The 22906-nt window shown below is 65.1% G+C and carries 25 protein-coding genes; 8 read left to right on the top strand and 17 right to left on the bottom strand.

The genetic code is table 11. The features are described 5' to 3' along the window. On the top strand, nt 1–587 hold a 587-nt coding region (locus tag EWM57_RS19340; RefSeq protein WP_129922958.1), incomplete at its 5' end, for a T9SS type A sorting domain-containing protein. Between the two features lie 118 nt (nt 588–705). Here the strand turns inward: EWM57_RS19340 and EWM57_RS19335 are convergent. Together EWM57_RS19335 and EWM57_RS19330 are read right to left on the bottom strand one after the other, a co-directional pair. Then, on the bottom strand, nt 706–1944 hold the full coding sequence (locus EWM57_RS19335) for a glycosyltransferase family 61 protein (RefSeq protein WP_129922957.1): 1239 nt from the start codon (nt 1942–1944) through the stop codon (nt 706–708). A 351-nt stretch (nt 1945–2295) separates the two neighbouring features. Beyond that, entirely contained in the window at nt 2296–2682 is a 387-nt protein-coding gene (locus tag EWM57_RS19330) for a hypothetical protein (RefSeq protein ID WP_129922956.1), read from the bottom strand. 133 nt (nt 2683–2815) lie between these two features. Between EWM57_RS19330 and EWM57_RS19325 the strand changes: the two genes are divergently transcribed. Together EWM57_RS19325 and EWM57_RS19320 are read left to right on the top strand one after the other, a co-directional pair. After that, on the top strand, nt 2816–3547 hold the full coding sequence (locus tag EWM57_RS19325) for a class I SAM-dependent methyltransferase (RefSeq protein WP_129922955.1): 732 nt from the start codon (nt 2816–2818) through the stop codon (nt 3545–3547). A 67-nt stretch (nt 3548–3614) separates the two neighbouring features. Beyond that, the gene (locus EWM57_RS19320) at nt 3615–4061 is read left to right on the top strand and encodes an acyl-CoA thioesterase (protein WP_129922954.1); all 447 of its coding nucleotides are present in this window, start codon (nt 3615–3617) and stop codon (nt 4059–4061) included. Nucleotides 4062–4170: 109 nt separating this feature from the next. On the opposite strand, the gene EWM57_RS19315 is transcribed toward EWM57_RS19320, so the two are convergent. Next, nucleotides 4171–4707: a DinB family protein gene (locus EWM57_RS19315; protein WP_129922953.1), complete on the bottom strand. Its 537-nt coding sequence runs from the start codon at nt 4705–4707 to the stop codon at nt 4171–4173. A gap of 186 nt (nt 4708–4893) precedes the next feature. Here EWM57_RS19315 and EWM57_RS19310 point away from each other — a divergent pair, with 186 nt between their 5' ends. Continuing rightward, nucleotides 4894–6318: a hypothetical protein gene (locus EWM57_RS19310; protein WP_129922952.1), complete on the top strand. Its 1425-nt coding sequence runs from the start codon at nt 4894–4896 to the stop codon at nt 6316–6318. Between the two features lie 44 nt (nt 6319–6362). Here EWM57_RS19310 and EWM57_RS19305 read toward each other — a convergent pair whose 3' ends face one another. Together EWM57_RS19305 and EWM57_RS19300 are read right to left on the bottom strand one after the other, a co-directional pair. Next, entirely contained in the window at nt 6363–7346 is a 984-nt protein-coding gene (locus EWM57_RS19305) for a pyruvate dehydrogenase complex E1 component subunit beta (RefSeq protein ID WP_129922951.1), read from the bottom strand. A 220-nt stretch (nt 7347–7566) separates the two neighbouring features. Beyond that, nucleotides 7567–9375 carry a tetratricopeptide repeat protein gene (locus EWM57_RS19300; RefSeq protein ID WP_129922950.1) on the bottom strand — a complete coding sequence of 603 codons (1809 nt, stop codon included), beginning with the start codon at nt 9373–9375 and terminating at the stop codon, nt 7567–7569. 176 nt (nt 9376–9551) lie between these two features. Between EWM57_RS19300 and EWM57_RS19295 the strand changes: the two genes are divergently transcribed. Beyond that, complete coding sequence (locus tag EWM57_RS19295) at nt 9552–9770, top strand: PspC domain-containing protein (RefSeq protein WP_129922949.1); 219 nt, start codon at nt 9552–9554, stop codon at nt 9768–9770. Nucleotide 9771: 1 nt separating this feature from the next. Here the strand turns inward: EWM57_RS19295 and EWM57_RS19290 are convergent, their stop codons facing one another. The 3 genes from EWM57_RS19290 to EWM57_RS19280 form a co-directional block, all read right to left on the bottom strand. Then, nucleotides 9772–10956, bottom strand: a complete 1185-nt coding sequence (locus tag EWM57_RS19290; protein ID WP_242510149.1) for a glycosyltransferase family 2 protein — start codon at nt 10954–10956, stop codon at nt 9772–9774. Next, the gene (locus tag EWM57_RS19285; RefSeq protein ID WP_129922948.1) at nt 10946–11281 is read right to left on the bottom strand and encodes a YbaB/EbfC family nucleoid-associated protein; all 336 of its coding nucleotides are present in this window, start codon (nt 11279–11281) and stop codon (nt 10946–10948) included. Before EWM57_RS19285 ends, EWM57_RS19290 begins: the two co-directional genes overlap by 11 nt. Nucleotides 11282–11483: 202 nt before the next feature. Continuing rightward, nucleotides 11484–12497, bottom strand: coding sequence for a 2-hydroxyacid dehydrogenase (locus EWM57_RS19280; protein WP_129922947.1), 1014 nt, complete (start codon nt 12495–12497; stop codon nt 11484–11486). Between the two features lie 297 nt (nt 12498–12794). On the opposite strand from EWM57_RS19280, the gene EWM57_RS19275 reads away from it, so the two are divergent. Then, a complete protein-coding gene (locus tag EWM57_RS19275; RefSeq protein ID WP_129922946.1) occupies nt 12795–13622 on the top strand; it encodes a universal stress protein in 828 nt (275 codons plus the stop codon). A gap of 18 nt (nt 13623–13640) precedes the next feature. On the opposite strand, the gene EWM57_RS19270 is transcribed toward EWM57_RS19275, so the two are convergent. Further along, complete coding sequence (locus tag EWM57_RS19270) at nt 13641–14711, bottom strand: AI-2E family transporter (RefSeq protein ID WP_129922945.1); 1071 nt, start codon at nt 14709–14711, stop codon at nt 13641–13643. 174 nt (nt 14712–14885) lie between these two features. Between EWM57_RS19270 and EWM57_RS19265 the strand changes: the two genes are divergently transcribed. Continuing rightward, nucleotides 14886–15218, top strand: coding sequence for a YbbN family protein (locus EWM57_RS19265; protein ID WP_207218357.1), 333 nt, complete (start codon nt 14886–14888; stop codon nt 15216–15218). 17 nt (nt 15219–15235) lie between these two features. Here EWM57_RS19265 and EWM57_RS19260 read toward each other — a convergent pair whose 3' ends face one another. The 8 genes from EWM57_RS19260 to EWM57_RS19225 all read right to left on the bottom strand — a co-directional run bounded on the left by EWM57_RS19260 (nt 15236) and on the right by EWM57_RS19225 (nt 21800). After that, nucleotides 15236–16225, bottom strand: a complete 990-nt coding sequence (locus EWM57_RS19260) for an MlaD family protein (protein ID WP_129922944.1) — start codon at nt 16223–16225, stop codon at nt 15236–15238. A gap of 32 nt (nt 16226–16257) precedes the next feature. Further along, a complete protein-coding gene (locus EWM57_RS19255) occupies nt 16258–17043 on the bottom strand; it encodes an ABC transporter ATP-binding protein (RefSeq protein ID WP_129922943.1) in 786 nt (261 codons plus the stop codon). 4 nt (nt 17044–17047) lie between these two features. Beyond that, nucleotides 17048–17812 carry an MlaE family ABC transporter permease gene (locus EWM57_RS19250; protein WP_129922942.1) on the bottom strand — a complete coding sequence of 255 codons (765 nt, stop codon included), beginning with the start codon at nt 17810–17812 and terminating at the stop codon, nt 17048–17050. Nucleotides 17813–18021: 209 nt separating this feature from the next. Continuing rightward, nucleotides 18022–18906, bottom strand: coding sequence for a universal stress protein (locus tag EWM57_RS19245; protein WP_129922941.1), 885 nt, complete (start codon nt 18904–18906; stop codon nt 18022–18024). A gap of 30 nt (nt 18907–18936) precedes the next feature. Beyond that, nucleotides 18937–19779, bottom strand: a complete 843-nt coding sequence (locus tag EWM57_RS19240; protein WP_129922940.1) for a universal stress protein — start codon at nt 19777–19779, stop codon at nt 18937–18939. A 52-nt stretch (nt 19780–19831) separates the two neighbouring features. Further along, nucleotides 19832–20695, bottom strand: a complete 864-nt coding sequence (locus EWM57_RS19235; protein WP_129922939.1) for a universal stress protein — start codon at nt 20693–20695, stop codon at nt 19832–19834. A gap of 30 nt (nt 20696–20725) precedes the next feature. Continuing rightward, entirely contained in the window at nt 20726–21547 is an 822-nt protein-coding gene (locus tag EWM57_RS19230; RefSeq protein WP_165370579.1) for a universal stress protein, read from the bottom strand. 37 nt (nt 21548–21584) lie between these two features. Beyond that, complete coding sequence (locus EWM57_RS19225) at nt 21585–21800, bottom strand: hypothetical protein (protein WP_129922937.1); 216 nt, start codon at nt 21798–21800, stop codon at nt 21585–21587. A 479-nt stretch (nt 21801–22279) separates the two neighbouring features. Here EWM57_RS19225 and EWM57_RS19220 point away from each other — a divergent pair. After that, nucleotides 22280–22906: trehalase-like domain-containing protein (locus tag EWM57_RS19220; RefSeq protein WP_242510148.1), on the top strand; the 627-nt coding region annotated here is incomplete at its 3' end.

The following is a 22906-nucleotide window of genomic DNA, read 5'->3' as shown; positions in this document are numbered from 1 at the left end:
GCTGGATTGACTACGCCCAGCTCGGCAAAACCAACCTGACCGGTGACTTCACCCGCCTGAGCCAGCCCCTGGACCGCGCCGACGCCTACCTGGAGCTGGGTTTCAACCCCGCCCTGGGTGCCCTGTACCCGCTGAGCAATACCGGCAGCATTCAGTCGCGCATCACCAAGTCCGACTGGAGCAGCTTCCAGGAAGCCAACGACTTCTCCTACCGTGCCAGCGGCCCCCTGGCCGAAAACGACCATATCACGGTCTACTACCAGGGCCAGCTGATTTACGGCACCGAACCCGCTGCCTTAGCCACTCGCACCAGCGCCGGCCCGACTGCCGGTAAGCTGGCGGTGAACGTGCTCGGCAACCCCGTAACCGGGGCGCAGGCCGAGGTGGAAATCCGCGGGGTGCCGGGGCAGGCCGTGGAGCTCCAGCTGCTCGACTTCCAGGGCAATGCCCTGCTCACCCAGCACCTCGACCAGGCCGTCGAAGGCCAGCACCAGCGCCTGACGCTGCCCGCCGGCCGCACCGGGGTGTACCTGCTCAAGGTGACCACGGCCGACCAGACCAGCGTGGTGCGCATTTTCAAGCAGTAGCTTGGGGGCGCTTGCGCCTGTCAAACCACTAATCCACAAAAAAGGCCCAGAGCACTGCTCCGGGCCTTTTCTGTTTCTGCCAGTCTGCCCCATTTGAAGCAGCAGGCCTGCCAGCTCGTTACGCCGGGACAGTCTGCTGGCGCTGCATAGCCCGGGCCAGCAAAGGGCGCAGGGCTTTCAAATCGACGATGAGGTGGTCGCGCTGGGCATTGATGCGTTCCTGGCTGGGGTTGGGCGTGCGGCAAACCAAGTACTGGTGGTGCATGCCGAGACGGGCCGTAAACTCCAGGTAATCTGCCACCACGAAGCTTTCCGGAAACAGCTCAATCAGCTCGGCTCCCTCCGGGCACACCACGATATTAGCCAACCCGGCGCCTACCGAGGAAACAACGATGCGGGCTTGGGCAAACAAAGCCGTTTTTTCAGCCTGGGAATAAGGCGTCAGCGTGTGGGTTTCGAAGCCCAGTTCGTGCAGCATGGCCTCCAGGGCGTCTTCGTTGAGAATGTGGCGCCCGGGCGCGTCGCGCCGGCTGATGTAGATGAAGGGGCTGAACTGGCGCGGCACCACGGGCGGGGGCAGCAGCACGGCGCGCAGAAAGTCACAGGCCCAGGCGGGCGTGTGGGTCAGCTTGCCGCGCACGCCGGGTGTGGCCAGCAGCCGGTCGGCCCGCAGGTGGGGGTTGCGGGTGACGTCGAGCAGCCGCTCGGGCCCGATGCCCAGCGCCCCCATCGTGTCGAGCACAAACGGCCGCGACTTGTCATACACCAGGAAGTAATCCACGGAATCGAGCAGGCCCGCGGCCTGCACTAGGTGCAGACGGGGCAGGGAGTCAATCAGCCAGTGGTAGTAGTTGCCGCTGGCCGCGCCCCCGCCCGAAAGCAGCGTGCACACTGTGCCCGCCACCACCTCCGGGTCGCGGAAAAAGCGCTGGCGGAAGATGTTGTTGGCCGTGGGCAGGGTGGTGTCCCAGCGCTGCCGGTCGTACTGAAACGACACGTCCCCGACCAAGCGGCCATCGGCGGCAATGATGGCCACGCTGTTGAAGTTGTCGGCGTACACCCGGCCGTTGCGCAGGGCTACCACAAATGCCGCCGGGACTTCCTCCGTCCGGTGCGGCTTGTCGTGCAGGCCTTCGTAGGCCGTGGCGCGCTCGTAAAAGTCGTCGGGCACGGCCAAATGGGAGGTGTAGGCGGGCACCACCTCGTCGTACATGACGTCCCGACTTTGCTGGGCGGCCAGCGCGGCACTGCTCGGGTGCACGCCGATGGGCCGGTGATGAACGTTGTGGGAAAACCATTCCCGGAGTAAGCGGCCCACTTTGCGCTGGGCCCGGCGCAGGAAGCTGTGTAGCATCATAAACTTGTCTAACGGTGGGAGGTAGGAGGGCGCAGAGAAAACCAATCCCGCCAAGCGGCCCTGGACGAACCAAGGGGCTTGGGGTTTGGGGCAGTTACAGTAGGTGCGGGTAGGGGTAGTAGAGCGGGATAATCTATTTTAATGTCAATTTAATTCGAATTAACGCAAGATTAATATTATTGTTAAAAAAATATTTATTTGTAATATATCAGTATAAATGGATTTTTAGAAAATCTGATGCCCAATAAAAAAGCCTCCCCACTCAGGCGCTGAGCGGGGAGGCTGGAACAGCGAGTGTAACAGACGGGACGCTGGCTGGGCCCTAGTAAGTTCGCCCGCCGGAGCCGGGTGCTAATGGACAATGCGGAGTTCGTAGTCCTGACTCGAAGAGCCGCCGACGCTGAAGGCGCCCACGCGGCTGGGCCCGTAGCCCAGGTTCACCTTCACGAATTCGTCGCGCACGGGCAGCAGGGCCAGTACATCCTGACGCAGTTCGGCCAGCACCTCCCGCAGGTTTTGCAGGCGCTGCTCTACTTCGTCTTCGTGCTGGTCGAAGCTGCCGGTGGCGGGGCGCTGGTCAAACTGCTCGGCGGCTTGGGCTTCGGCGGCTTCGGTGGTGGGCAAGGACCGGGCTTCCACGGTAGCCTTGCGCAGGTCTTCTTCGGCCTCCAGGTAGGCTTTTACTTTTTCTTCGAGCGGAATCAGGTTGGGGTCGAGGTAGTCGAGGTTGCTGGCCATGGCGGGGGAGAAAACAAGTAGGGGAATCTGCCATCAGAACGCAGCCCAACGGCCGAAGGATACGTTGAAGGGCAAAAAGCTGCCCGTTCTGGCCGGTTGGTGTCGCCGGCCGCTCGTCCCTTACCTTTGCCCCATGTCCCGAACTCCTGCTCCCGACCCGGTCGGCCACGCCCTGATGGCTTTTTTACGCGGCAACAAAGACGCGACCCTGCAGGTCCGCCTCAGCGTGTCGGACGAGGAAGAGCAGCTGCCGGCCAGCTACTTTTTTCGCTCCCTTTGGGAAATGCCCGAGCTGGAGCGCACGGCCCTGGAAGAATGCCGCGGCTACGTGCTTGATGCCGGCGCCGGCGCCGGCGTGCACAGCCTGGAGCTGCAGGCCCGGGGCTTTCAGGTCAAGGCCATTGATGCCTCGCCCGGGGCCGTGCAGGTGCTCCAGGAGCGCGGGGTACGCGCTGCCGCCTGCCACAACCTGTTCGACGCGCCCGCACCCGGGGAGCATTTCGACACGATTCTGATGCTCATGAACGGCCTGGGCCTGGTAGGCACGCTCGACGGGCTGGAGCGCTTTCTGCAGCACGCCCGCACTCTGCTGGCCCCCGGTGGGCAGATTCTGGCTACCTCCTCCGACATCAGCTACCTCTACGAAGACGAGGAGGGCGCCCTCAACATCAACCTCAACGGCCCTTACTACGGGGAAGTGGAGTATCAGATGACCTACGGCACCGAAGCCGGCGCGCCCTTCCACTGGCTGTTTGCCGACGCCGGCATTGTGCAGGACTACGCCGAAACCGCCGGCTCCGACGTCGAGTTTCTGGGCGAAGACGACCAGGAGCAGTTTCTGGTGCGCCTCACCCTGCGCAGCTAGGCGGCTCCGGCTTCCACCCCTCCCTGATTTTTTCCGCTTCCTCCACCTGAGACAATTACCCCACGTAATGGAATACGCCAAGACCTACACCGTCCGCTGGGCCGATATGGACCCTAACGGCCACATGCGCCACTCTGCCTACGCCGACTACGCCGCCCAGCTCCGCATTGAGTACCTGGCCGAGCACGGCTTTACCCTGCGGCGCTTCGCCGAGCTGGCCATCGGTCCGATTCTGTTTCGTGAAGACACCCGCTTCCTGAAGGAAGTCGGCATCAGCGAGGCCATCAAAGTGACGGCCGAGGGGCTGGGTCTGAGTGCCGATGGCTCCCGCTGGACCATTCTGCACACCATCTACAAAGCCGACGGCCGCCCCGCCGCCACCATCACCGTGGAAGGCGCCTGGCTGGATCTGCGCCAACGCAAGCTCATGGTGCCCCCGGCGGAAATGACCGAGGCCATGCGCCAGATGCCCCGCCACGAATCCTACGCCGACATCGTGCGGCCTGGTAAGTAGTGAGGCGGTGAAACAGTGACATGGTGAGTTTGCTGTTCAGCTGGCGCGGCTCCGCGCTGGTGGCGCCACAAGCGCCGCTAGAACGTCAACTCACCATGTCACAAGTTTACTATTTCACCGCTTTAGCAATCCGTTCTACCTGCTTCTGGTGGTGCAGCACGTGGTCGACCATGAAGTCCAGGGTCTGGTAGATGTTGAGCATGCCCGAGCGGGGATGCTTGAAAATCATGCGGCTCAGCAGGGGCGAGGGAAACTCGTTGAGGGTGCGTTCCAGCTGCCGGCGGATGCGGGCCCACTCGGTGCGCAGCTCCGCCACGGGCGGGACTTGCTCGGGCGTGAGGGCGGCCAGGTACTTGGGCGCCTTGAAGCGCAGAAAGGGCAGGCGCAGGGCCAGCCGCAGCAGCCGCGACTTCAGAAACGTGCCGAAGCCGGCCTGGCCCAGGCCTTCTGCCTGCTGAATCTTCTTGTCGATATACTGCCCGATGCCGGTTTCGGCCACCAGCAGGTGCTGCACCACCTGGGCTGCCGACCACTGCCCGGGTCCCGGCGACTGGTGGTCTTTGTCGCCGAGGGCCTGGGCCGTGTCCAGCAAGCGGGTGGTGGCTTGTTCGAGTTGCTCGAAGCGAAGATGCAAACGGTGATTCATGCAGTGGAAGATGGGCGGGAAGAATGCAGTAGCTTTGGCAAAAGGTACGTAAAATCCGCCGCCCGGCTTCCTTAAGGCGCCTCTCCATTCTTCAGCCAGCCCGGCTTTGTCCTACTTTCTGCTCCGTGCTTTCTTCCGCAAATTGCTTGGCTTCCTGCGCCCGGGTTGTGCTAACATTACCACTTGATGAATAGCGGGCGGGAAGCGTCGGCGCGGGCCGTGGGCGGGTGGGTAACGGCGGGCATTTTCGCGGTGTACTGCCTGTATCTGCCCTTCTCGGGCTACCGGGAAATGGTGTACGACGCGCTGAACTACTGGACCCTGACCGAGCGGTTTTTTCACGCCGGCCACTTCAGCCTGCTGGCCTACAACGACGCGCTGCGGGGCTACTTCCTGCCTTTGCTCAACCTGCCGGCTAAGGCCGTCACCCACTTCACCGGCCTCGACCCGCTCTGGCTGACCCGGCTGATGGGCGCGGGCTGGGCGGCTCTGCTCTTTGGCTGGGCCGGACCGGGGCTCTGGCTCACGCTGTTTCCGCGCCAGCAGCTGGGCTGGCTACCGCGCGTGGCGTTTGCGGCCCTGGGTTTCCTGTTCTGGCGCGACTACTTCAACTTCGTGCTGTCCGACTTTCCGGCGTTGGGGCTGCTGGTACTGGGCTTGTGGCTGGCGCTGCGCCACCCCGGGGCCTGGTGGGCGGCGCTGGGGGCGGGAGCGTGCCTGACGGCCGCAGCCAATATCCGGCCCGTGTACCTGCTGGCCTGCCCGGCGCTGTTGGTGCTGGTACTTGTGGTGGCCCCCGGCCGGCGCGCCCGCCTCACGACGCTGGCGGTCTTCGGGCTGGGCTTTGCCCTCGTCAGCGGCCCGCAGCTGCTGATGAACGGGCGCCACCACGGGGTCTGGACGCCGCTGGTGCTCTCGCGCGATGCCCGCCTGCCCACGGCCAACCTGTACCTAGCCCAGCTCGGTTGGGGCCTCGTGATTCAGAAGTACGAAACCAGCCTCGACCCCGATTTTCCGTCCCCACGCATGCTCTACACCGACCCGGCCGGGCAGGCCCTGCTGGCGCGGCAGAGCATCCGGCACTTTGCGGGTTACGGAGCCTACGTGCAGATGGTGCTGCGCGAGCCGCTAACCTTTGCGGGGCTCTACGGCCGGCACCTTTTCAACGGGCTGGACGTGCAGTACCCGAGCCTGTTCGTGCGCCGGGTGCCCGACCGCGCCGGCTGGCTGGCCCTGGTGCATTACACCGTCTGGTTTGGGGCGCTGGTAATTATTGGTACCAGCCGCGGGCCGGGCCGCCTCGTGGTAGTCGCTTCACTCGTAGCCCTGACGCTGCTGCTGCCCTGCCTGGCCTCGCTGCCCATTGCCATTGAGTGCCGCTTTCTGCTGCCCCTGCAGCTGCTACTCTACGCCGTGGCCTGCTTTGGCGGGGCCCAGTGGCTAGCCGGCCGGCGCTGGTCGGGGCGGCAGCTGGGCGTGCTGGTGGTGAGCTACGGACTTTTTGTGGCGCTGTGCTGCACGCTTTCGGCCCAAACCCAGGCCCAGCTCACCCACGACGTGAACGTGCTGGCGCCGCTGGGCGGGGCCGAGGTACCACGCAAAACGCCCTGACCACGGCGTAGTCAGGGCGTTCATATCACGTAGCCGAAAAGCAGTTAGGCTTTCTGGTACATCACTTCTTTCACGGCCTTTACGGTGCGCTCCACGTTGGGCAGCGAGGCTTCGATGAGCGTCGGGGCGTAGGGCAGGGGCACGTCCATGCAGGTAATGCGCAGTACGGGGGCGTCGAGGTAGTCGAAGGCGCGGCGCTGCACCATGTAGGCCAGTTCCGAGCTAATGCTGGCCAGAGGCCAGGCTTCTTCTACTACCACCATGCGATTGGTTTTCTTCACCGACTCAATCAGGGTGTCGTAATCAATCGGGCGGACCGAGCGCAGGTCGATAACCTCGGCTTCGATGCCTTCCTTAGCCAGCTCGTCGGCGGCCGACAGCGCCACTTTCATCATCTTGCCGAAGCTGACGATGGTCACGCTCTTGCCGGGGCGCACCACGTTGGCTTTGCCAATCGGAATCAGGTACTCTTCTTCCGGCACCTCGCCCTTGTCACCGTACATCAGCTCCGACTCCATGAAAATAACCGGGTCGGCGTCGCGGATGGCGCTTTTCAGCAGGCCTTTCGCGTCGTAGGGCGTGGAGGGAACCACCACTTTCAGGCCGGGGCAGTTGGCGTACCAGTTCTCGAAGTTCTGGGAGTGCTGGCTCGACAGCATGCCGGCGTTGCCGGTCGGCCCGCGGAACACGATAGGGCAGGAGTACTGTCCGCCCGACATGGAATAAATCTTGGCAGCCGAGTTGATGACCTGGTCGATGGCAACCAGCGAGAAGTTGAAGGTCATGAACTCGATGATGGGGAGCAGGCCGTTGGCGGCAGCGCCCACGCCGATACCGGCAAAACCGAGCTCGGCAATCGGGGTATCAATCACGCGCTCCGGGCCGAACTCGTCGAGCATGCCCTGGCTTACTTTATAGGCGCCGTTGTACTCGGCCACTTCTTCGCCCATCAGGAATACGCGCGGGTCGCGGCGCATTTCTTCTGACATGGCTTCACGCAGGGCTTCCCGAAATTGGATGGTCCGCATAGGTAGGTTGGGTTGACAGAAACTCGAAAGGTCAAAGCAAGAAAATGCCGGCCCGCGGCCGGCGTGTAAAGCTACGACGAGAAGGGCGGTTGGACAAATGGTGAACTGGTGAGATGGTGAAATGGTGAGTTGTCGTTCCGCTGCCGCCCGCGGTGCGGCGCTGCGCCACCCGCACCACAACTCACCATTTCACCAGTTCACCAGTTCACGACTTCACCACCTACCGCAGCGCCTCCAGAAACGTCTTGCTGCTGGCGTAGTCGCGGAACTCGAGGTCTTCCACGGCGCGCTGGGCGAAGGTGCGGTCCAGCTGCACGGCCCGGCGCAGGTGCTGGCCCATTTGCGCCTCGTCCTTGGTGCGGGCGGCCACCACGGCTAGGCTGTAGTAGGCCAGCGGGTCGTTGGGCTTAATGGTCAGGGCCTCCTGGTAAATCCCCGCGGCCCCATCATAGTTGCCCTTGAGCACGTAGATCAGGGCCTTGTTCATCGTGTTCTGGTAGCTCTTGCTGCTGTAGCCGAGGCTGTTGACGGCATCGTCGAGCTGGCCGATTTCGATTTCCAGCGCGGCCTTGTCGGCGAAGATCTTGTCGAGCACGGGGCGGGGGCCGCCGAGCTTGATGGCGTAGTCGTAGTTCTGCAGGGCTTCGAGCTTGTCGTCGGCGCGGTGGTAGGCCGTGGCCACGCGGTAGAACATGTCGGCCGTGGGGTTGCGGTGGGCGGCCAGGGTGAAGTTGGTAGCCGCCCGGCGCAGGTAGGCCCGGCGCACTTTGTCGCTCACCTCTTTTTCGGAGCGTTGCAGCAGCACCACGGCTAGGTTGTGATAAGCCTGCCAGGAGCCGGTGGTGGCTACCGCGGTTTCGTAGATGCGCTGCTTTTCGGCCAGCAGGGGCGTGAGCGTGGCCGAGTAGCGCAGCTCCTCGGGCGTCAGCGCGTCGGCCTCGGTCTCCTTCTCCACAATCTTTTTCGAGAGCAGGTAGATTTCCGAGTCGTAGCGCTTGGGGGCGGTGTATTCCACGGCCACCGTGCCGAAGCGGAGCACGGGGTAGATGTACTGGTCGAGGTAGTCGAAAAAGGACAGCTGGTGCAGGCTCTTTTCCTTGCGGGCAAACGAGCCGGGCGTATCGTTGAGCAGCAATACCACCGAATCCACCTGCGCGGGCTTCAGCGCCGACTGCGCCACCTGCTTCAGAAACAGGTCCCAGCGGCGGTGGTAGGCCACGGTCTGAAACTGAATGGCGCGCACCGAATTCAGGTAGGAGTCGGTGTCGACGCGCTTTTTGTAGTACTTCAGCAGGGCCTGCACCCGCTTGTCGGCCAGGCGCGGGTCGTGGGCGTCGAGCGAGTCGGGGGAGTGGCCGGCCACAATCATCACCTTGCGGGTGTGCTGATTGGCCTCAATAAAGTCTTCCAGCGCCGCCACGTTGGTACCCAGGTAGTTGCGGATGGCCGCCTGCCCGCCGTCGAAAAAAAACGGCAGCACCCGGGTTCCGCTCATGTTGTTATCAACCGACTCGGGCAGCAGATTGATGGCCGTGTCCTGACGCACCACCAGGCGGCCGGTAGTTACGATGCCGCGGGCCAGCCGAAACTCGGTGCCCTTCAGCCGCTTGCCGCCGGGCTTGAGCGCCCGCACATCGGGCTTGGCCACCAGCTCCCCGGGGTTTTTGCGCGGGGCGTAGGGAAACGAGAACTGCTTGGTGATGACCACCTGGTCTTTGTGCTCGGGGTCGTAGACGTACTCGCCCGAGACGAAGGTGAGCCGGCCCAGGGTGTCTTCGCGCAGGCCGTTGTCGTAGCGGTAGCTCAGGTCGAGGTTGTAGGCATGGCCTTTTTGCAGCACCGCGGCAGGCACCCGGGCCTGCACTTCGAACAGCACGTTTTCCCCGTTGCTTTCCAGCACGGTGGGCTTTACCGTAACTTGCTGACCGGCTTGCGCAACCTTTAGCATCCGGGGCAGCGTACAACCGGGCAGCGCGCACGCGGCAGCCAGTAGCAGGGCGGGCGGAATCAGGTGCGGCAGAAGTCTCATAGGCAATCGGCGAGGTAGGAAAAGCGGGGCGGAAATTCTGCCCATCAAACGCAGAAACTGCCGCGAAGGGTCAGAAATTGTGACGGAAGCAGATGCTTCGGCTTGGCATCCGCGGTTTTTCTCGTTATTTTGAGCTGCGTCAGCCGCGTCAACCGGTTATAAATGAGGAGAAACCAATGAAACGACTAACTGACTTCATCGAAAAGCAGAGCTTTGGCGTCTGCAATGCGCTGGGGAACCGGCTTGGCTTCTCCAGCAGCAGCGTGCGGCTCTCGTTCGTGTACGCCTCCTTCTTCACCTTCGGCTCGCCCATCGTGCTGTACTTCGTGCTGGCTTTCTGGATGAACGTGCGCCGGGCCATGCGCCAGCAGCGCCGCACCATCTGGGATTTGTGAGTTAGTGAGTTGGCGCCTTAGCGTGGGCGGCCACCCATTGGTCGCCGGGAAAATCCGCCGGCGGTAGCTGCGAAAAGGCCCGGATTCCCTTGGCGAAATACGCCCACACCAGGCTGCCGTTGTACACGCCGGGCCGCTCCGGAGTGCGCCGTTGCCGCGGGGCTTGCTGCCGCTTCTGCTGCCAGTAGCTGCGGTTGCGGAAAAAATCCCGGTGGGCCCGCACAATGGCCTTGGCGTCGCCCAGATTACCCTGGAGCAGAAAGCGCAGGGCCGCCACCCAGTCCAGCCCCAGCCGCGTGGCCATCACGCCGAACAGCTCCTGCGAGGGCACGTTTTTGTAGACCAGCGCCAGGCCGTTGCGGAAGTTGAGGTAGGTCTTGCGCGGGTTCGACTTGTGCAGCGTCCCCCCGCCGACGTGGTAGACGGTGCTGCCGCCGTGATACCACACTTCCCAGTCGGCGTTCCAGAGGCGCCAGCACAGGTCAATTTCCTCCATGTGGGCAAAAAAGGTGCTTTCCAGTCCGCCCAACGCGTGCCAGGCTTCCGCCCGCACAAACATGCAGGCACCGGTGGCCCAGGCCACGGGGCGGGCATCGTCGTACTGGCCCAGGTCTTTTTCGAGCGTGTCGAACAGGCGGCCACGGCAGAACGGGTAGCCCAGCCGGTCGAGGTAGCCCCCGCCGGCCCCGGCGTACTCAAACAGCTCTGGCTCGGCCTGAGCCCGGATTTTGGGCTGGCAGGCCGCTACTTCCGGCCGCTGCTCCAGCAGCTCACGCAGGGGGCGCAACCAGCCCGGCGTCACTTCCACGTCGGAGTTGAGCAGCACATAATACCGAAACCCGAACGTATCCGTCCAGTCGTGGCCTCGTTCCGCTGGAGCCCGGGGTGGGCTGGTTTCGCCGACCAGCGGGCCTAACCAGCGCACATCGTCTAGGGCCGCGTTGTAGCCCCGGCAAAATCCCAGGTTGTCGGCCAACTGCACAATCTGAACCCCCGGAAACTCCTGCCGCACCAGCGCCACGGAGTCGTCAGTGGAAGCATTGTCGGCAACAAAAACGGCTGCTCCTTCAGAATGCGCCAGCACCGAGGGCAGAAACTGCCGCAGCAGGGCCTGTCCGTTCCAGTTCAGAATTACCACGGCCACGTCGGCGCAGGAGGGGGCCGCCGCGGGCGGATTAGAGGCCAAAGTTACCGAGGTCGAGGCCGGGAAGATTAGGCAGCAGGCCGGAGGTTTTGCGTTTGAGCTCTTCCTTGGCTTGGTCGCCCACTTCGGTCATCACCTTGTTGACGGCCGCCACCACCAGATCGGCCAGCATGTCGCGGTCCTGGGGCGTGAGCAAGGACTCGTCGATTTCGAGCTTGAGCAGGCGGCGCTGCCCGTTGGCCGTGGCCTTCACCAGCCCTCCGCCTGACTCGGCCGTGGCCGTCAGGTGCTGAAGCTCGTCTTGGGCCTGCTTCATCTTCTCCTGAAGCTCCTTGACCTTACCCATCATGCCCATCATATCAAACATAAGCCGAAAAGCTGCATTAGCAGCGTTTAAATGAGGTTGTTGAAAATACCGGCCCGTTCCGCCGCTCCAGCCTTGCGTAGCCCGAGGCCGGGAGCCGCCGGCGCGCAGACTTCCTACGTGCCCGGCGCGACTTTGGTCCCGCCCGGGGTGCCGGGACGGGCGCAATTTACGGGAAAGGGCCACAACTCCCCGCGGCGGGGCGTCAGTGGCCGGTGGCCGCCGGGGCGGGCGTAAGCTCAGTGGGGGGGCACTGTCCGCTGAGCCAGGCGTCGAGGGTGGCAAACGTGGTGGTGGCAATGTTGGTGAGGGCCTCCCGGGTCAGAAAGCCCTGGTGGCCCGTCACGAGCACGTTGGGCTGGGCCAGCAGCTGGGTTAGCAGCGGGTCCTGCGGAGGATGGGCGGAATGGTCATTGAAAAACAGTCCTTTCTCGAACTCGTACACGTCGAGGCCCAGGTAACCCAGCTGCCCCGCTTCCAGCGCGGCCAGGGCGGCTTGGGTGTCGAGCACCGCGCCCCGGGCCGTGTTGATGAGCATCACCCCGCGCTTCATCTTCGCCAGCCGGGCCGCATCGAGCAGGTGACGGGTGGCGGGTGTAAGCGGAGCATGAACGGAAATAACGTCGGCCTGGGCGCAGAGCTCGTCCAGGGGCACGTATTCGAGGCCGTAGCGCCGGCTCAGTTCCTGATTGGGCTGCACATCAGCACCCAGCAGCCGGCAGCCGAACCCGTGCAGCAGCCCGGCCAGCGTGCCGCCGATGGTGCCGCAGCCGATGATGCCCACCGTTTTGCCGTGCAGGTCGAAGCCCACCAGATTGTCGAGGCGGAAGTCGGCGCGGCGCACCTGGGCGTCGGCTTGGCGCAGGTGGCGGTTCAGGGCCAGCATCAGGGCCAAGGCGTGCTCGGCAATGGCAAACGGCGAGTAGTCGGGTACGTTGGCCACGCGCAGCCCCAGCCGGTGGGCGGCGGCCAAGTCGACCTGGTCGTGGCCCGCGGCCCGCACCAGCACAAACCGGACGCCCAGCTGCGCCAGCCGCTCCAGCACCGGGGCCGATGCATCGTCGTTGACGAAAATAACCACCGCCGCGCTGTCCCGGGCGCGGTCGGCGGTATCGAGCGTCAGGGCGGACTCGACCAGCTGTAGTTCGTAGCGGCCCCGGGCGGCTTGGGTCAGGAAAGGAAGCTCAAAAGGGGCGAGGCTGAAAATGGTGACTTTCATGCGGGGAGTGAATTTGGTGAGCGAGGGCCGGGCGTGGTGGACGGGGCCTGAGCCAGCGTGACCCATTTTTTACGCCAAACGAAGGCGCCCCAAGGCGTCGGATAAAAAAGAATAGTAGATTGACTATGTCAACCACTGGCTGCCGGGGGCCGCGGGATGCAACGGTCCGGCAAGGTTCACCCGGAACCAGGCTGCTGCCAATGATTTAAATCATGCGCCGCCCCAATCTTACGCAGCGCCCGGACCGCCCGGTGGTCGGTTCTTTGCTGGAAGTTTCACCTTAACCCATCCGTGTTCATGGCCCCTTCGCTGCTGATTCTCACCGATTTCTTCCAGGCCGCCGACCGCGCGCTCGACTACGCCACCAACTTGGCCGAGCCGCTGGGGGCCCGCGTGGTGCTGCTGCACGTGCGGCGCGACTCCCTCCTCGACCCGGACATGTTTACCGGGGAGCTGTCGAATCTGAATCAGGAGGCCATCCGGCTGGCGTTGAGCAGGGTAGCCGGCAACCTGGCTGTGCCGGTGGTAGCCGAAGTTGGGCACGGCCGCGTGGCCTTCGCCGTGGCCGATGCCGTGAGCCGCCACCAGCCCACGCTGGTCGTGCTGGGCCGGCCCGACTACGCCGGCACGCCCGAGGAGCTGGTGCAAACCACTTCGCTCGATATTCTGCGCACGGCGCCCTATCCCATGCTGGTCGTGCCCCACTCGGTGGCCTCCACGGCGCCGCCCCGGCGGGTGCTGCTGGCCGTGGATGGGGAGCGGTTCACCCTGGGCCGGCACGCGGGGGCCATCCGCCACCTGCTCACGGCCCTGAGTACCGAGCTGACCGTGCTGCACGTGGCCCCCGCCGCCGGCCCCGACGACCAGGGTGCTCAGGCCCTGGACTCGGTGCTGCAAACCGGGGTGGCCATTGATTTGCTCCAGCAGGTGCAGGCCCGTAGCGTGCGGGCTGAGCATCCGGCCGAGGCCATTGTGCACGCGGCCCAGCCCGGCACCTATGACCTGGTGGTGCTCATTGCCCGGCCCCGCAGCTTTTTGGGGCAGCTGTTTCACCGCAGCGTGACGGCCCAAGTGCTGCTGCACAGCCGGGTGCCCGTGCTGGTCTTGCCCGCCCAGGCGGAGTAGTAGCGCCAGGAGGCAGGCTTATGCGACGTCAGGACCGGGACCCGACCGGACTCGGGCCTTGGCGGCCTGGGCCTGGCGGTTTTCCTGGGCAAACACTTCCAGCAGCACGCCCAGGTAGGAAAGCAGCAGGGGCCCGATAACCAGGCCCAGGATGCCGAACAGGCCAATGCCCAGCGTGACGCCCACGAGCGTGACCAAGGGGTGAATGTTGCCCATGCGGCTGGCCAGCAGAATGCGCAGCAGATTGTCCACGTTCATGACCACGATGAAACCGACCAGCAGGATGCCCACGCCCTGCCCGGTGGCGCCCTGGGCAAACTGGTACACGGCCGCCGGCCCCCACACCAGGGGCGTGCCCAGCACCGGAATAAAGGCCACGAAAATGCTGACGGCCCCCCAGAAAATAGGATCTGGCACGCCAAATATCCGCAGCATTAGGCCGGTGAGGGTGCCCTGGACCACGGCAATGAGCACCTGCCCGAGCACGTTGGCCTGCACGTTGTTTTGCAGGGCTTCCTGGAGTTTGTGCACGGTGTCGGCGCGGAAGGGCAGGTAGCGGCGCAGGTTGCGCAAAAACGCTTCTTCCTGCACAAACAGAAAGTACAGCGTGAACAACAGCAGCCCGACCACGACCACAAAGTGCAGGATGCTGCCCGCCAGCGTCGGCAGCCAGCTGCTGATGCGGCTGGCTACCTGCCCGAGCAGGGCCCGCACGTTCTGCTCGCTGGTAATGGTGTAGCCCGTGCGCTGCTCCAGCCGGTGCACCACGGCCAGAATCTGGTTGGGGTACTGCCCCACATCGCGCAGGCGCTCCAACAGCATCGAGGTCAGGGCGTAAAACGGGATGACCAGCGCCACGACTGTAAACAGCAGCAGCAGGGCCGCCACCAGCTGCCGGTTCCAGCCCCGGCGGTGCACCAGCGCCGTAAACCAGGGCCGCAGGGCCACGTACAGGATGCCCGCGCCCAGGAAGGCGGAAATGTAACTGCCCAGCCCAAACAGCACCAAGCCGCCCAACACGACCAGCACCACAATCAGCAGCACGTGGCGCTGGTAAGGCGTGAAAATATTCTCGGTGTCGTCGGGCATGGCCGCAGGGGGAAGTAGGGGAAACCAGTGCCGACCAAGCAGTGCGGAACCGGAGCCAAAAGGTCGGTAATTATTTGCTCCGGAATGATAAATGTCAGCCCCGGCCCTGATGCGCGTCATGCGGCCCGGGGCCGGGGCCGAGTACTTTTACTGACCCGCTTTTTCCGTTGCCTGATGATGCCCACTTCTGCCTTTACCGGATTTTCCGCTGATGCGGCGGTGCTGCTGGTGCTCCTGCCCCCCGACCCCGGCCTGGCCCGCCCCGCCGTGCTGGCCGCCCTCGACCGGCTGCAGCAGCAGCTGGGCGCAGCTATCCAGGTGCTCAAAATCGACCAGGCCACCCATCCGGCCGTGGTCAGCAGCTTCCACGCCCCTGGCCTGCCCGCCTGCGTGCTCGTGCGCCAGGGCACGGAGCTCTGGCGGCAACAGGGCCTGCCCGAAGCCGACGAACTCGTGCCGCTGCTCTTAAGCAAAGTCGAGCTGGCCGCCGTGGGCCGACTGACGTAATGCCGCCGCCGGGCCTGCTACCGGCGGGAAAGCTCCCGGGCCGCCGCCGCGCGGGCCTGCTTTTTCTGCTGGCGCCGGAAGTAGCCGCGCAGCAGAAAATTCTGTTGGAGTGCCGCCATACTCTGGTTGAAGCGCCCGGTAGCCTGTTCCACGTTGCGCATGCTGCGGCGCAGCTGCCCGCTGGCGGCCGTATCGGTCAGCAGGGCCTGAACCGGCCCCGCGCCGCTCTGGGCCTGCCGCTGCAACCCGGTCAGGGTTGAGGCAAGCGTGTCGGAGGTGGTGGCCAGCTGCCTGGCCGCGTGCCCGAGCTGGGCGGCAAAGGCCTCGTCGGTGAGCAGGTAGCCCAGCGGCCCCCGGCCCCGGCGCACGCCCTGGGTGAGCTGGCGCAGGTCGTGGGAGGCGGCCCCGAGCTGTTGGGTTGTCTGCTCGATGTTGCCCAGACTGCGGTGCACGTTGCCGGCGAGCTGCTGGTCGTCGAGAAGCTGCCAGAGGGCCGTGCTGCCGTTGAGCTTGCCGGTAATCTGGCGCAGGTCCTGGGTGATGCCGACCAGGTTATGATTGGAAATGTCGAGCGTGCCGAGCATGGCGTCGAGGCCCACCGGGGCGCGGGTGGGCAGCAGGTCGCCGGCCTGCACGGCCCGCGCCGCGCCCCGGCCCGGGCTCAGGTTGACGATGGTGTTGCCCACCAGCCCGTCGGTGCCGACGGAGGCCACGGCGTTTTGGCGCACAAACGGCTGCACGTCGCGGTTCAGGCTCATTTCTACCCGCACGGTGGAGTCGTTCAAAATCCGGATTTTCTTGACCGTGCCCACGGTGATGCCGCCCAGGCGCACGTTGTTGCCGGGCAGCAGGCCCGCCACGTTGCGGAAGTCGGCCCGCACGGGTAGGCTGCGGCTGAACAGGTTCTGCTGCCGGCCCAGCAAAAACAGGACGGCGAGCAGGCAGCCCACGCCCACGAGTACAAACAAGCCGAGGCGGGCATGATTACTGGCGGAGCGTTGGGGCATGGCTGAAAGGGGAAGAAGGGCGGAGCGGGCAACTACTCGGTGAAAAAGGCGCGGATGGGCGGGTCAGGGCTTTGCTGCAGCTCCTCGAAGGTGCCCTCGGCGTAGCAGCGGCCGTCCACAAGCAAGGCCACCCGGTCGGCCGTCAGGCGCACGCAGTTCATATCGTGGGAGATAATCAGGGCTGAGGTGCGGTACTTGCGCTGGACCTCGCGCATGAGGTGGGAAATTTCGCGGGCCGTAATCGGGTCGAGGCCGGTGGTGGGCTCGTCGTAGAGGATGATGTCGGGGCGCAGGATGAGGGTGCGGGCCAGGGCAATGCGCTTGCGCATGCCGCCCGACAGCTCGGCGGGCATCATCTCGGCCGTGTGGGCCAGCCCTACGTCGGCCAGGGCCTGTTCTACCAGCTCCCGCTCCTGGTCGGGGGTATGGGCGAGCCAGTGGCGGCGCAGCGGAAAAAGCAGGTTTTCGCGCACCGTCATCGAGTCGTAGAGGGCGTTGCTCTGGAACAGGAAGCCCACCCGGGCCCGCAGCCGGTCCATGGCGGCGTGGTCGAGCGTGCCCACGTCCTGGCCCAGCACCACGATGCGGCCGGCATCAATGGGCAGCAGGCCGATGATGCACTTGATGAGCACCGACTTGCCCGAGCCCGACTTGCCCAGCACCACTACATTCTCGGCCCGGCCCAGCTCGAGCGAGAAGTCCCGCAGCACGTGGTTGTCGCCAAACGACTTGCTCACGTGCGCCACCGTCAGCACCGTTTCGGCGGCTTCCGCGGCGTGCTCCACGGGCGCGGGCCGGATCTGGGTGGCGGGTTCCATGGCGCTAGTTGAGGCCCAGCAGCCCCGTAATCTGGACGGCCAGCAGGTCGATGACGAAGATAACGAGCGAGGACAGCACCACGGCGCTGTTGGCCGCTTGGCCCACGCCCTCGGTGCCCTTGTTGGAGTAGTAGCCCTTGTAGCACCCGATCAGACCAATGGCAAAGCCGAAAAAGAAAGTCTTGATAAAGGCCGGTAGCACGTCGCCGAAGGTGAGGCTGGTCAGCACGTTGTTGGCAAACAGCGCCAGCGTGGTCACGCCCTTCAGGTTGATAGCCAGGTAGGAAGCGTAGAGCCCGATGGCGTCGGCCAGGATGGTGAGCACCGGCAGCATGAGCGTGGTGGCCAGCACCCGCGTGACGACCAGGAACTTAAACGGATTGGTGCCCGACACCTCCATGGCGTCAATCTGTTCCGTGACCCGCATCGAACCCAGCTCGGCCCCGATGCTGGAGCCGATTTTGCCGGCAAAAATCAGAGCCGTAATGATGGGGCCCATTTCCCGGATAATAGTCAGCCCGACCATGGTCGGAATCCAGGCTTCGGCCCCGAACTGCGCCATGGTGGGCCGGCTTTGCAGCGTCAGCACCATGCCCATGATAAAGCCCGTGATGCCCACCATCGGCAGGGACTGGTAGCCGACCACGTAGCACTGGTACAGCAGCTCGGGCACCTCGTAGCGCGGGCGGAATCCCTCGCGGAAAAACCGTCCGGCAAAGCGCGTCAACGCGCCGGTTTCCGCAAGCAAAGGGCTGTCGAGCACGGGCATGGGGCTGGAAAGGCAGGGCCAGAAGGGAAGAAAATTGCCGCAGTTGCCGACGGCCGGCTTAGCCGAATAAACCAAGATTTTCAGGGCCAGCAGACTGTTATTGGTACGCCATTACTTTGGATTTGCAGTGGTTTTATATGTGTTTATATGATTGTAAATTAAGTTTTTAATGCAATTGTTGTGAAGTATTGGAAACGGTTGGATATACGTCAGGCCGAGGCGGAAAGGGCGTTTGAAATGGGAGTTGCCCGGGCGTTGGCCGGCGCGTCGGTGGTGGGTAGCACCAGCACCGGCACGGGGCAGTGTTCCAGCAGCTGGGCCGTCACGCTGCGGTGAAACAGGTCGCTGAGGTAGCTGCGCTGCCGGGCCAGCACCAGCATCAGCTCGGCGCGGGTGTCCTGCACGGCGGCCAGCAGACCTTGGTCGGAGTGGTCGTGCTCGTAGCCGCGCAGCTCGGGGGTGGGCAGCCCGCTCACCAGCCCACTGACCTGAACCGCGTGCAGGGCCGCGCCGCAGCCGGCATCATCCTGCCCCCCGCTCGATACGTGCGCCACCACCAGCGCCGGGGCGAGGCGGGCCAGCAGCTGGCGCAGGGGCTGGGCGGCCGGAGCCAGGGCGAAAGGCTCCCGGTCGGCCGCAATCAGCACGCGGCGGGGCAGCGTGGGCGCGGCGCCGGCGGGCACCACCAGTAGCGGCTGATGGCCGGCCCGCAGCAGCTCGGCACAGGCGGCCAGCAGGTTGGCCGGGGCCGACGGGGAGGCGTCGGCCTGTCCCATGACAAACAGCGCCGGATGGTAGCGGTGGGCCAGGTCCTGGGCAATGACGGGCAGCAGGTCGGTGGTCACTTCTACCTCGGTCGGGCAGTGCAGGGTTTCGGCCTGCCGGTACAGGGCCGCGGCGGTGTCGGTTTGCAGTTCCAGCTCCTGCTGGCGCAGGTCTTCGCTCAGGTAAGCGTAAGGGTCGAATACGCCCGCGCGATTCACGTGCAGCAGCACTACCTTGCCGCCCAGGGCCTGCCCCAGCGTGTCGGCGTAGTGGGCCGCGTTGCGGGCCGCCGAGTAGAAGCCCGCAAATACAATCAGGTTCAGAGCCATGGCCGCCGTGAAATGGTGAGGGAAAACAGTCTATTCAGTCACGATGATGTGGCCCGAAAGCAGCAGCACGGGCACCCGCACGTGGCGCAGCACGTGGTCGATGACGCTGCCGCTGAAGAGCTTGTGGGCCCAGCCGTGGCCCTGGTCGAGCAGGGCCAGCATGTCGGCGTTCAGGTTTTCCACGGCCTGCAGAATGCCCGTGCCGGGATGTTCCCCCACTACTTTGTGCAAGCCGCTGCGGGGCATGGTGGCCGCGAGCCCGCACTGCTGAGCCGCCGTGAGGCCTTCCCAGCCCCCGGCGCGCTCCTGGGGCTCCAGCACCGACACGGTAATGATTTCCGTGCCCAGCGCGTCAAACAAGGGCGCGGCGGCCCGGGCTTCGGGCACAAGCCGGAAGGGCCGGTCCTCCACGGCAAAGGCCAGGCGGCGTGGGGGGTGCTGCACCGACTGAGGCAAGTGTTCGGGCACGAGCAGCAGGGGGTAGCCGGTCTGGTGGGCCAGGGGCACGGCCCGGTTGCTCATCCACTCGTCAAACTGCCCGTGGGTAGCCGTGAGGCCGGCAATGAGCAGCAGCGGGTGGTACTTGTCCAGGCTCTGCGCCACGGCGCTCTGCCAGTCGGATTCCACCAGCTCAGCCGTGGCCGGCACTGGCAGCTCGGCCGCCACCCGCTCCAGGGCCCGGCGCGTTTCCGGCACGTAGTCCACGTCGATGATGGGCAGCACGGTGCCGTATTCCGAGGTAATGGGGGTGGGCAGAAACACGTGCACCAAGTGCAGCTCGGCGCCCAGCGGGGCCGCCAGGGTGGTAGCGTAGGCCAGCACCCGGTCGGCGGCGGGAGTGAAATCGGTCAGGACAACAAAGTTGGGCTTCATGGCGGAAAGGGCAGCAAGGGTGGCAAAAGTCTGGGGACCGGGGCCGGCTGGTTCAGGTCATGCCCGGCAGCCAGGCCGGCTGGTCGGACGCTTCGGTGGGCAGCAGCAGCACCGGCACCCGGCAGCGGCGCAGCACCTGGGCCGTGATGCTGCGGTGAAACAGGCGTCCCAAGAAGCTGCGGGGCCGGGCCAGCAGCACCAGCAGGTCGGCCTGGGTGTCGTCGATGGCCTGCAGCACGCCGCTAACCGCCGACACGTGCTGGGCTTCGTACAGCTCCACAGGCGTGGTAGGGGGCAGCAGCCGGCTCAGGTGCAGGTGGTGCAGTACCCGCTGCCCCGGAAAGGCCTCCTGCTCGTGCAGGCCCAGCACGTGGCTTACGGTATAGGAAGCCGGCCAGGCGGCCAGTAGGGGGGCCAGGTCCCGAGTGGCGGCATTGGGCACGAAGGATTCCGCATCCAGGGCCAGCAGCACCCGGCGCGGCAGCTGGGCAGCCGGAGCCAGCTCGGGCACGAGCAGTAGCGGCCGGTGAGTTCCCCGCAGCACGGGCAGGGCCTGGTTGTGCAGCACGTGGTCCAGCGCGTCGTGCTCAGTGCTCAAGCCCATGGCCAGCAACAGGGGCTGGGTGCGGCGCACGGCTTCGTTGACGGCCTCCACCGTGGTTTCCACCGACACTACCACGTCGGCCGCGGTGGGCAGGCGCCGGGCCAGGGCCTGCAGGGCCGCCTTGGTTTCGGCCTGGCTGCGGTAGGTCTGCACGGTCGTCACGGTCACGAACTCGGGGTCCAGCAGGGCGTCGTGGTAGAGGTGCAGCAGCGTGAGGTGAGCGTGCAGCGGGGACCCCAGCACGGCGGCGTAGCGGGCCGCGCGCTCGGCTGGGTCCGTAAGGTTGGTAAGCACGACGAGGCTGGGATGCATGGCGCGGCAGCTTAGGAGGGAAAAAGGAGCTTAGTCTTCGGCCGGGAGCAGCAGCACCGGAATCGGGCTTTCCTGGAGTAGCCGGGCCGTCACGCTGCGGTGAAACAGGCTGCCGAGCAGGCTATGGCGCCGGGCTACGACCACCAGCAGATCGGCTTGCAGGTCGGCGGCACGCTGGAGCACGCCGCCCATCACGGTGGGCTGGTAGAGGTGGTGCAGGCTGCTGTCGGGCAGGTGGTCGACCAAATGATTGTGGCGCACCGAAGCCAGCACGGCGGCCGGCGTCGCCACCGCGTGCTCGTCGTCGGTGACGTGCACCACTTCCAGCGTGCCCTGGGTGGCCTGCAACAGCTGCCGCACCACGTCCTGGTGGGCGCAGAGTCGGAAGGGCTGCCCATCGACGGCCAGCAGCAGGCGGTGGGGCGGAGCCGTATCCCAGCCCAGCGTGGGCACTACCAGCAGCGGGTAGGAGGCGTGGCGCAGCAGGTCCATGACCGTGATTGTCACCATTTCGGCGGGAGTCGAGGCCGAGCCGGGGCGGCCCAACACCAGCAGCAGCGGGTTGTGGCGGCGCACGGCTTCCTGCACCGCGTCGGGCAGAAACTGCTCCGACACGTCTACTTCCGCCGGTACGGGCTGGGCGGCGGCCAGCTTTAGCAGTTCGTGCTCGGTCTGGCGCTCCGCACTGCGGCTGTGGCGGTGGCCGTATTCCTCGGGGGCCAGCAGGCCGTCGTGGGGCACGTGCAGCAGCACCAAGTGGCCCCCCAACGGCACGGCCAGAGCAGCGGCGTAGTCGAGGGCGCGGTTGGAAACGGCCAGAAAATCGGTCAGGACAACGAGGGAAGGCGTCATGGCAACAGGTCGTAAGGGAAGAGGGCAGCGCGCGTAGTCAGAATGGCCGCCGCCGGGTCGCGGGTAGCCGGGCCACGTCGGCGGCCGGCAGGTCGGGATAGTCGCTGCCCCACACATCGGGGGCAATGGTGGCGTCGGCTTCGCGCGCGGCCTGCAGCGTGGCGGCGCTGATGGCCAGTGGCCCCCGGCCCCCGGCCCGAGTCCAGCCGGCGGGTGCCCGGCGCGGGAGTGATTTCTGGGGAGCAGGTTGCATAGGGCAAGGCAGTTAGTGGAGCCGATAGCTGCCGCCGCAGGCCCCGGCCGGTGGCCGGACCGGGGCCCCGGGGCCTAGGAGTAGGACTGCTGATTCCTGCCGTGCAGGTAAGCACTGGCGACGGCCAGCACCGTTATCAGCAGCACCGAAAACAGAAGAGTGGGCGTGACCATGGCGGAGTGGGGTAATGGGCCGCAACGGCCCGGGTGGAAGAAGGAATAGTCGGTGTTTCAAATATCCATACATATAAATATTAATGCCCTGACGAACATTGGCTTAGAGGATGATTTTTGTCATGTCCTGCCCCCGGGTGCCGGGGAGTAGAATCCCCCGCGAGGGTGTTTTTCTGGGCGCCGTCCGCGCTCCGCCGGCCCGGGGCAGGACAACCCGGGCCCCGGCAACGGGGTACTATAAGCAAAGCCCGTGGACCGCCGGGCCGTTTTTGCGCCGGCTGTTGCTGGCATTAACTCTGACTCTTGATGACGAAACACACCTATGACATGGGCCTGATCGGCAACTGCGCCTTTCTCGGGCTTATCGGCACCGATACGGCCGTGCGCTGGCTCTGCTGGCCCCGCTTCGACAGCAGCTTCGTGTTTGGCAGCCTGCTCGACGACCAGAAGGGCGGCGAGTTCAGCATCCGGCCCGCCGCGCCCGAGTTCCGCACCAGCCAGTACTACCAGGCCAACACCAACGTGCTCTGCACCGAAATCGACGCCCCCGACGGCCGCTACCGGGTCACGGACTTTGCCCCGCGCTTTGCCCAATACGACCGGTACTACAAGCCCCTGATGTTTATCCGGAAGGTAGAGCCGCTGGCCGGCACGCCCCGGGTGCGGGTGGCCTGCCGGCCGATGGGCCAGTACGGGGAACTGGAGCTGAGCCGCCGCCGCAGCTCCAACCACATTGCGTTTCTGGGCCTGGAGGAAGAAATCCGGCTCACCACCAACATCCCGCTCACCTACGTGCTCGACGAGGAAGACTTCGTGCTCAACGAGACCAAGTACCTGGTGCTCACCTACGGAGCCCCGCTGGAGGCGCCGCTGGAATCCACGGCCGAGCAGTTTTTGCGTAAAACGGTGGACTATTGGCACAAGTGGGTGAAA

The organism is Hymenobacter persicinus, assembly GCF_004167665.1.
Taxonomy (GTDB): Bacteria; Bacteroidota; Bacteroidia; order Cytophagales; family Hymenobacteraceae; genus Hymenobacter; species Hymenobacter persicinus.
The sequence above is the reverse complement of the archived record's forward strand: the minus strand, read 5'-3'. Positions and strand labels throughout refer to the sequence as shown.

Bases quoted from the DNA above. Each gene is read 5' to 3' on its own strand.
- EWM57_RS19335 (WP_129922957.1), bottom strand. From the start codon at position 1,944: ATGATGCTACACAGCTTCCTGCGCCGGGCCCAGCGCAAAGTGGGCCGC.
- EWM57_RS19330 (WP_129922956.1), bottom strand. From the start codon at position 2,682: ATGGCCAGCAACCTCGACTACCTCGACCCCAACCTGATTCCGCTCGAA.
- EWM57_RS19325 (WP_129922955.1), top strand. From the start codon at position 2,816: ATGTCCCGAACTCCTGCTCCCGACCCGGTCGGCCACGCCCTGATGGCT.
- EWM57_RS19320 (WP_129922954.1), top strand. From the start codon at position 3,615: ATGGAATACGCCAAGACCTACACCGTCCGCTGGGCCGATATGGACCCT.
- EWM57_RS19315 (WP_129922953.1), bottom strand. From the start codon at position 4,707: ATGAATCACCGTTTGCATCTTCGCTTCGAGCAACTCGAACAAGCCACC.
- EWM57_RS19310 (WP_129922952.1), top strand. From the start codon at position 4,894: ATGAATAGCGGGCGGGAAGCGTCGGCGCGGGCCGTGGGCGGGTGGGTA.
- EWM57_RS19305 (WP_129922951.1), bottom strand. From the start codon at position 7,346: ATGCGGACCATCCAATTTCGGGAAGCCCTGCGTGAAGCCATGTCAGAA.
- EWM57_RS19300 (WP_129922950.1), bottom strand. From the start codon at position 9,375: ATGAGACTTCTGCCGCACCTGATTCCGCCCGCCCTGCTACTGGCTGCC.
- EWM57_RS19295 (WP_129922949.1), top strand. From the start codon at position 9,552: ATGAAACGACTAACTGACTTCATCGAAAAGCAGAGCTTTGGCGTCTGC.
- EWM57_RS19285 (WP_129922948.1), bottom strand. From the start codon at position 11,281: ATGTTTGATATGATGGGCATGATGGGTAAGGTCAAGGAGCTTCAGGAG.
- EWM57_RS19280 (WP_129922947.1), bottom strand. From the start codon at position 12,497: ATGAAAGTCACCATTTTCAGCCTCGCCCCTTTTGAGCTTCCTTTCCTG.
- EWM57_RS19275 (WP_129922946.1), top strand. From the start codon at position 12,795: ATGGCCCCTTCGCTGCTGATTCTCACCGATTTCTTCCAGGCCGCCGAC.
- EWM57_RS19270 (WP_129922945.1), bottom strand. From the start codon at position 14,711: ATGCCCGACGACACCGAGAATATTTTCACGCCTTACCAGCGCCACGTG.
- EWM57_RS19265 (WP_207218357.1), top strand. From the start codon at position 14,886: ATGATGCCCACTTCTGCCTTTACCGGATTTTCCGCTGATGCGGCGGTG.
- EWM57_RS19260 (WP_129922944.1), bottom strand. From the start codon at position 16,225: ATGCCCCAACGCTCCGCCAGTAATCATGCCCGCCTCGGCTTGTTTGTA.
- EWM57_RS19255 (WP_129922943.1), bottom strand. From the start codon at position 17,043: ATGGAACCCGCCACCCAGATCCGGCCCGCGCCCGTGGAGCACGCCGCG.
- EWM57_RS19250 (WP_129922942.1), bottom strand. From the start codon at position 17,812: ATGCCCGTGCTCGACAGCCCTTTGCTTGCGGAAACCGGCGCGTTGACG.
- EWM57_RS19245 (WP_129922941.1), bottom strand. From the start codon at position 18,906: ATGGCTCTGAACCTGATTGTATTTGCGGGCTTCTACTCGGCGGCCCGC.
- EWM57_RS19240 (WP_129922940.1), bottom strand. From the start codon at position 19,779: ATGAAGCCCAACTTTGTTGTCCTGACCGATTTCACTCCCGCCGCCGAC.
- EWM57_RS19235 (WP_129922939.1), bottom strand. From the start codon at position 20,695: ATGCATCCCAGCCTCGTCGTGCTTACCAACCTTACGGACCCAGCCGAG.
- EWM57_RS19230 (WP_165370579.1), bottom strand. From the start codon at position 21,547: ATGACGCCTTCCCTCGTTGTCCTGACCGATTTTCTGGCCGTTTCCAAC.
- EWM57_RS19225 (WP_129922937.1), bottom strand. From the start codon at position 21,800: ATGCAACCTGCTCCCCAGAAATCACTCCCGCGCCGGGCACCCGCCGGC.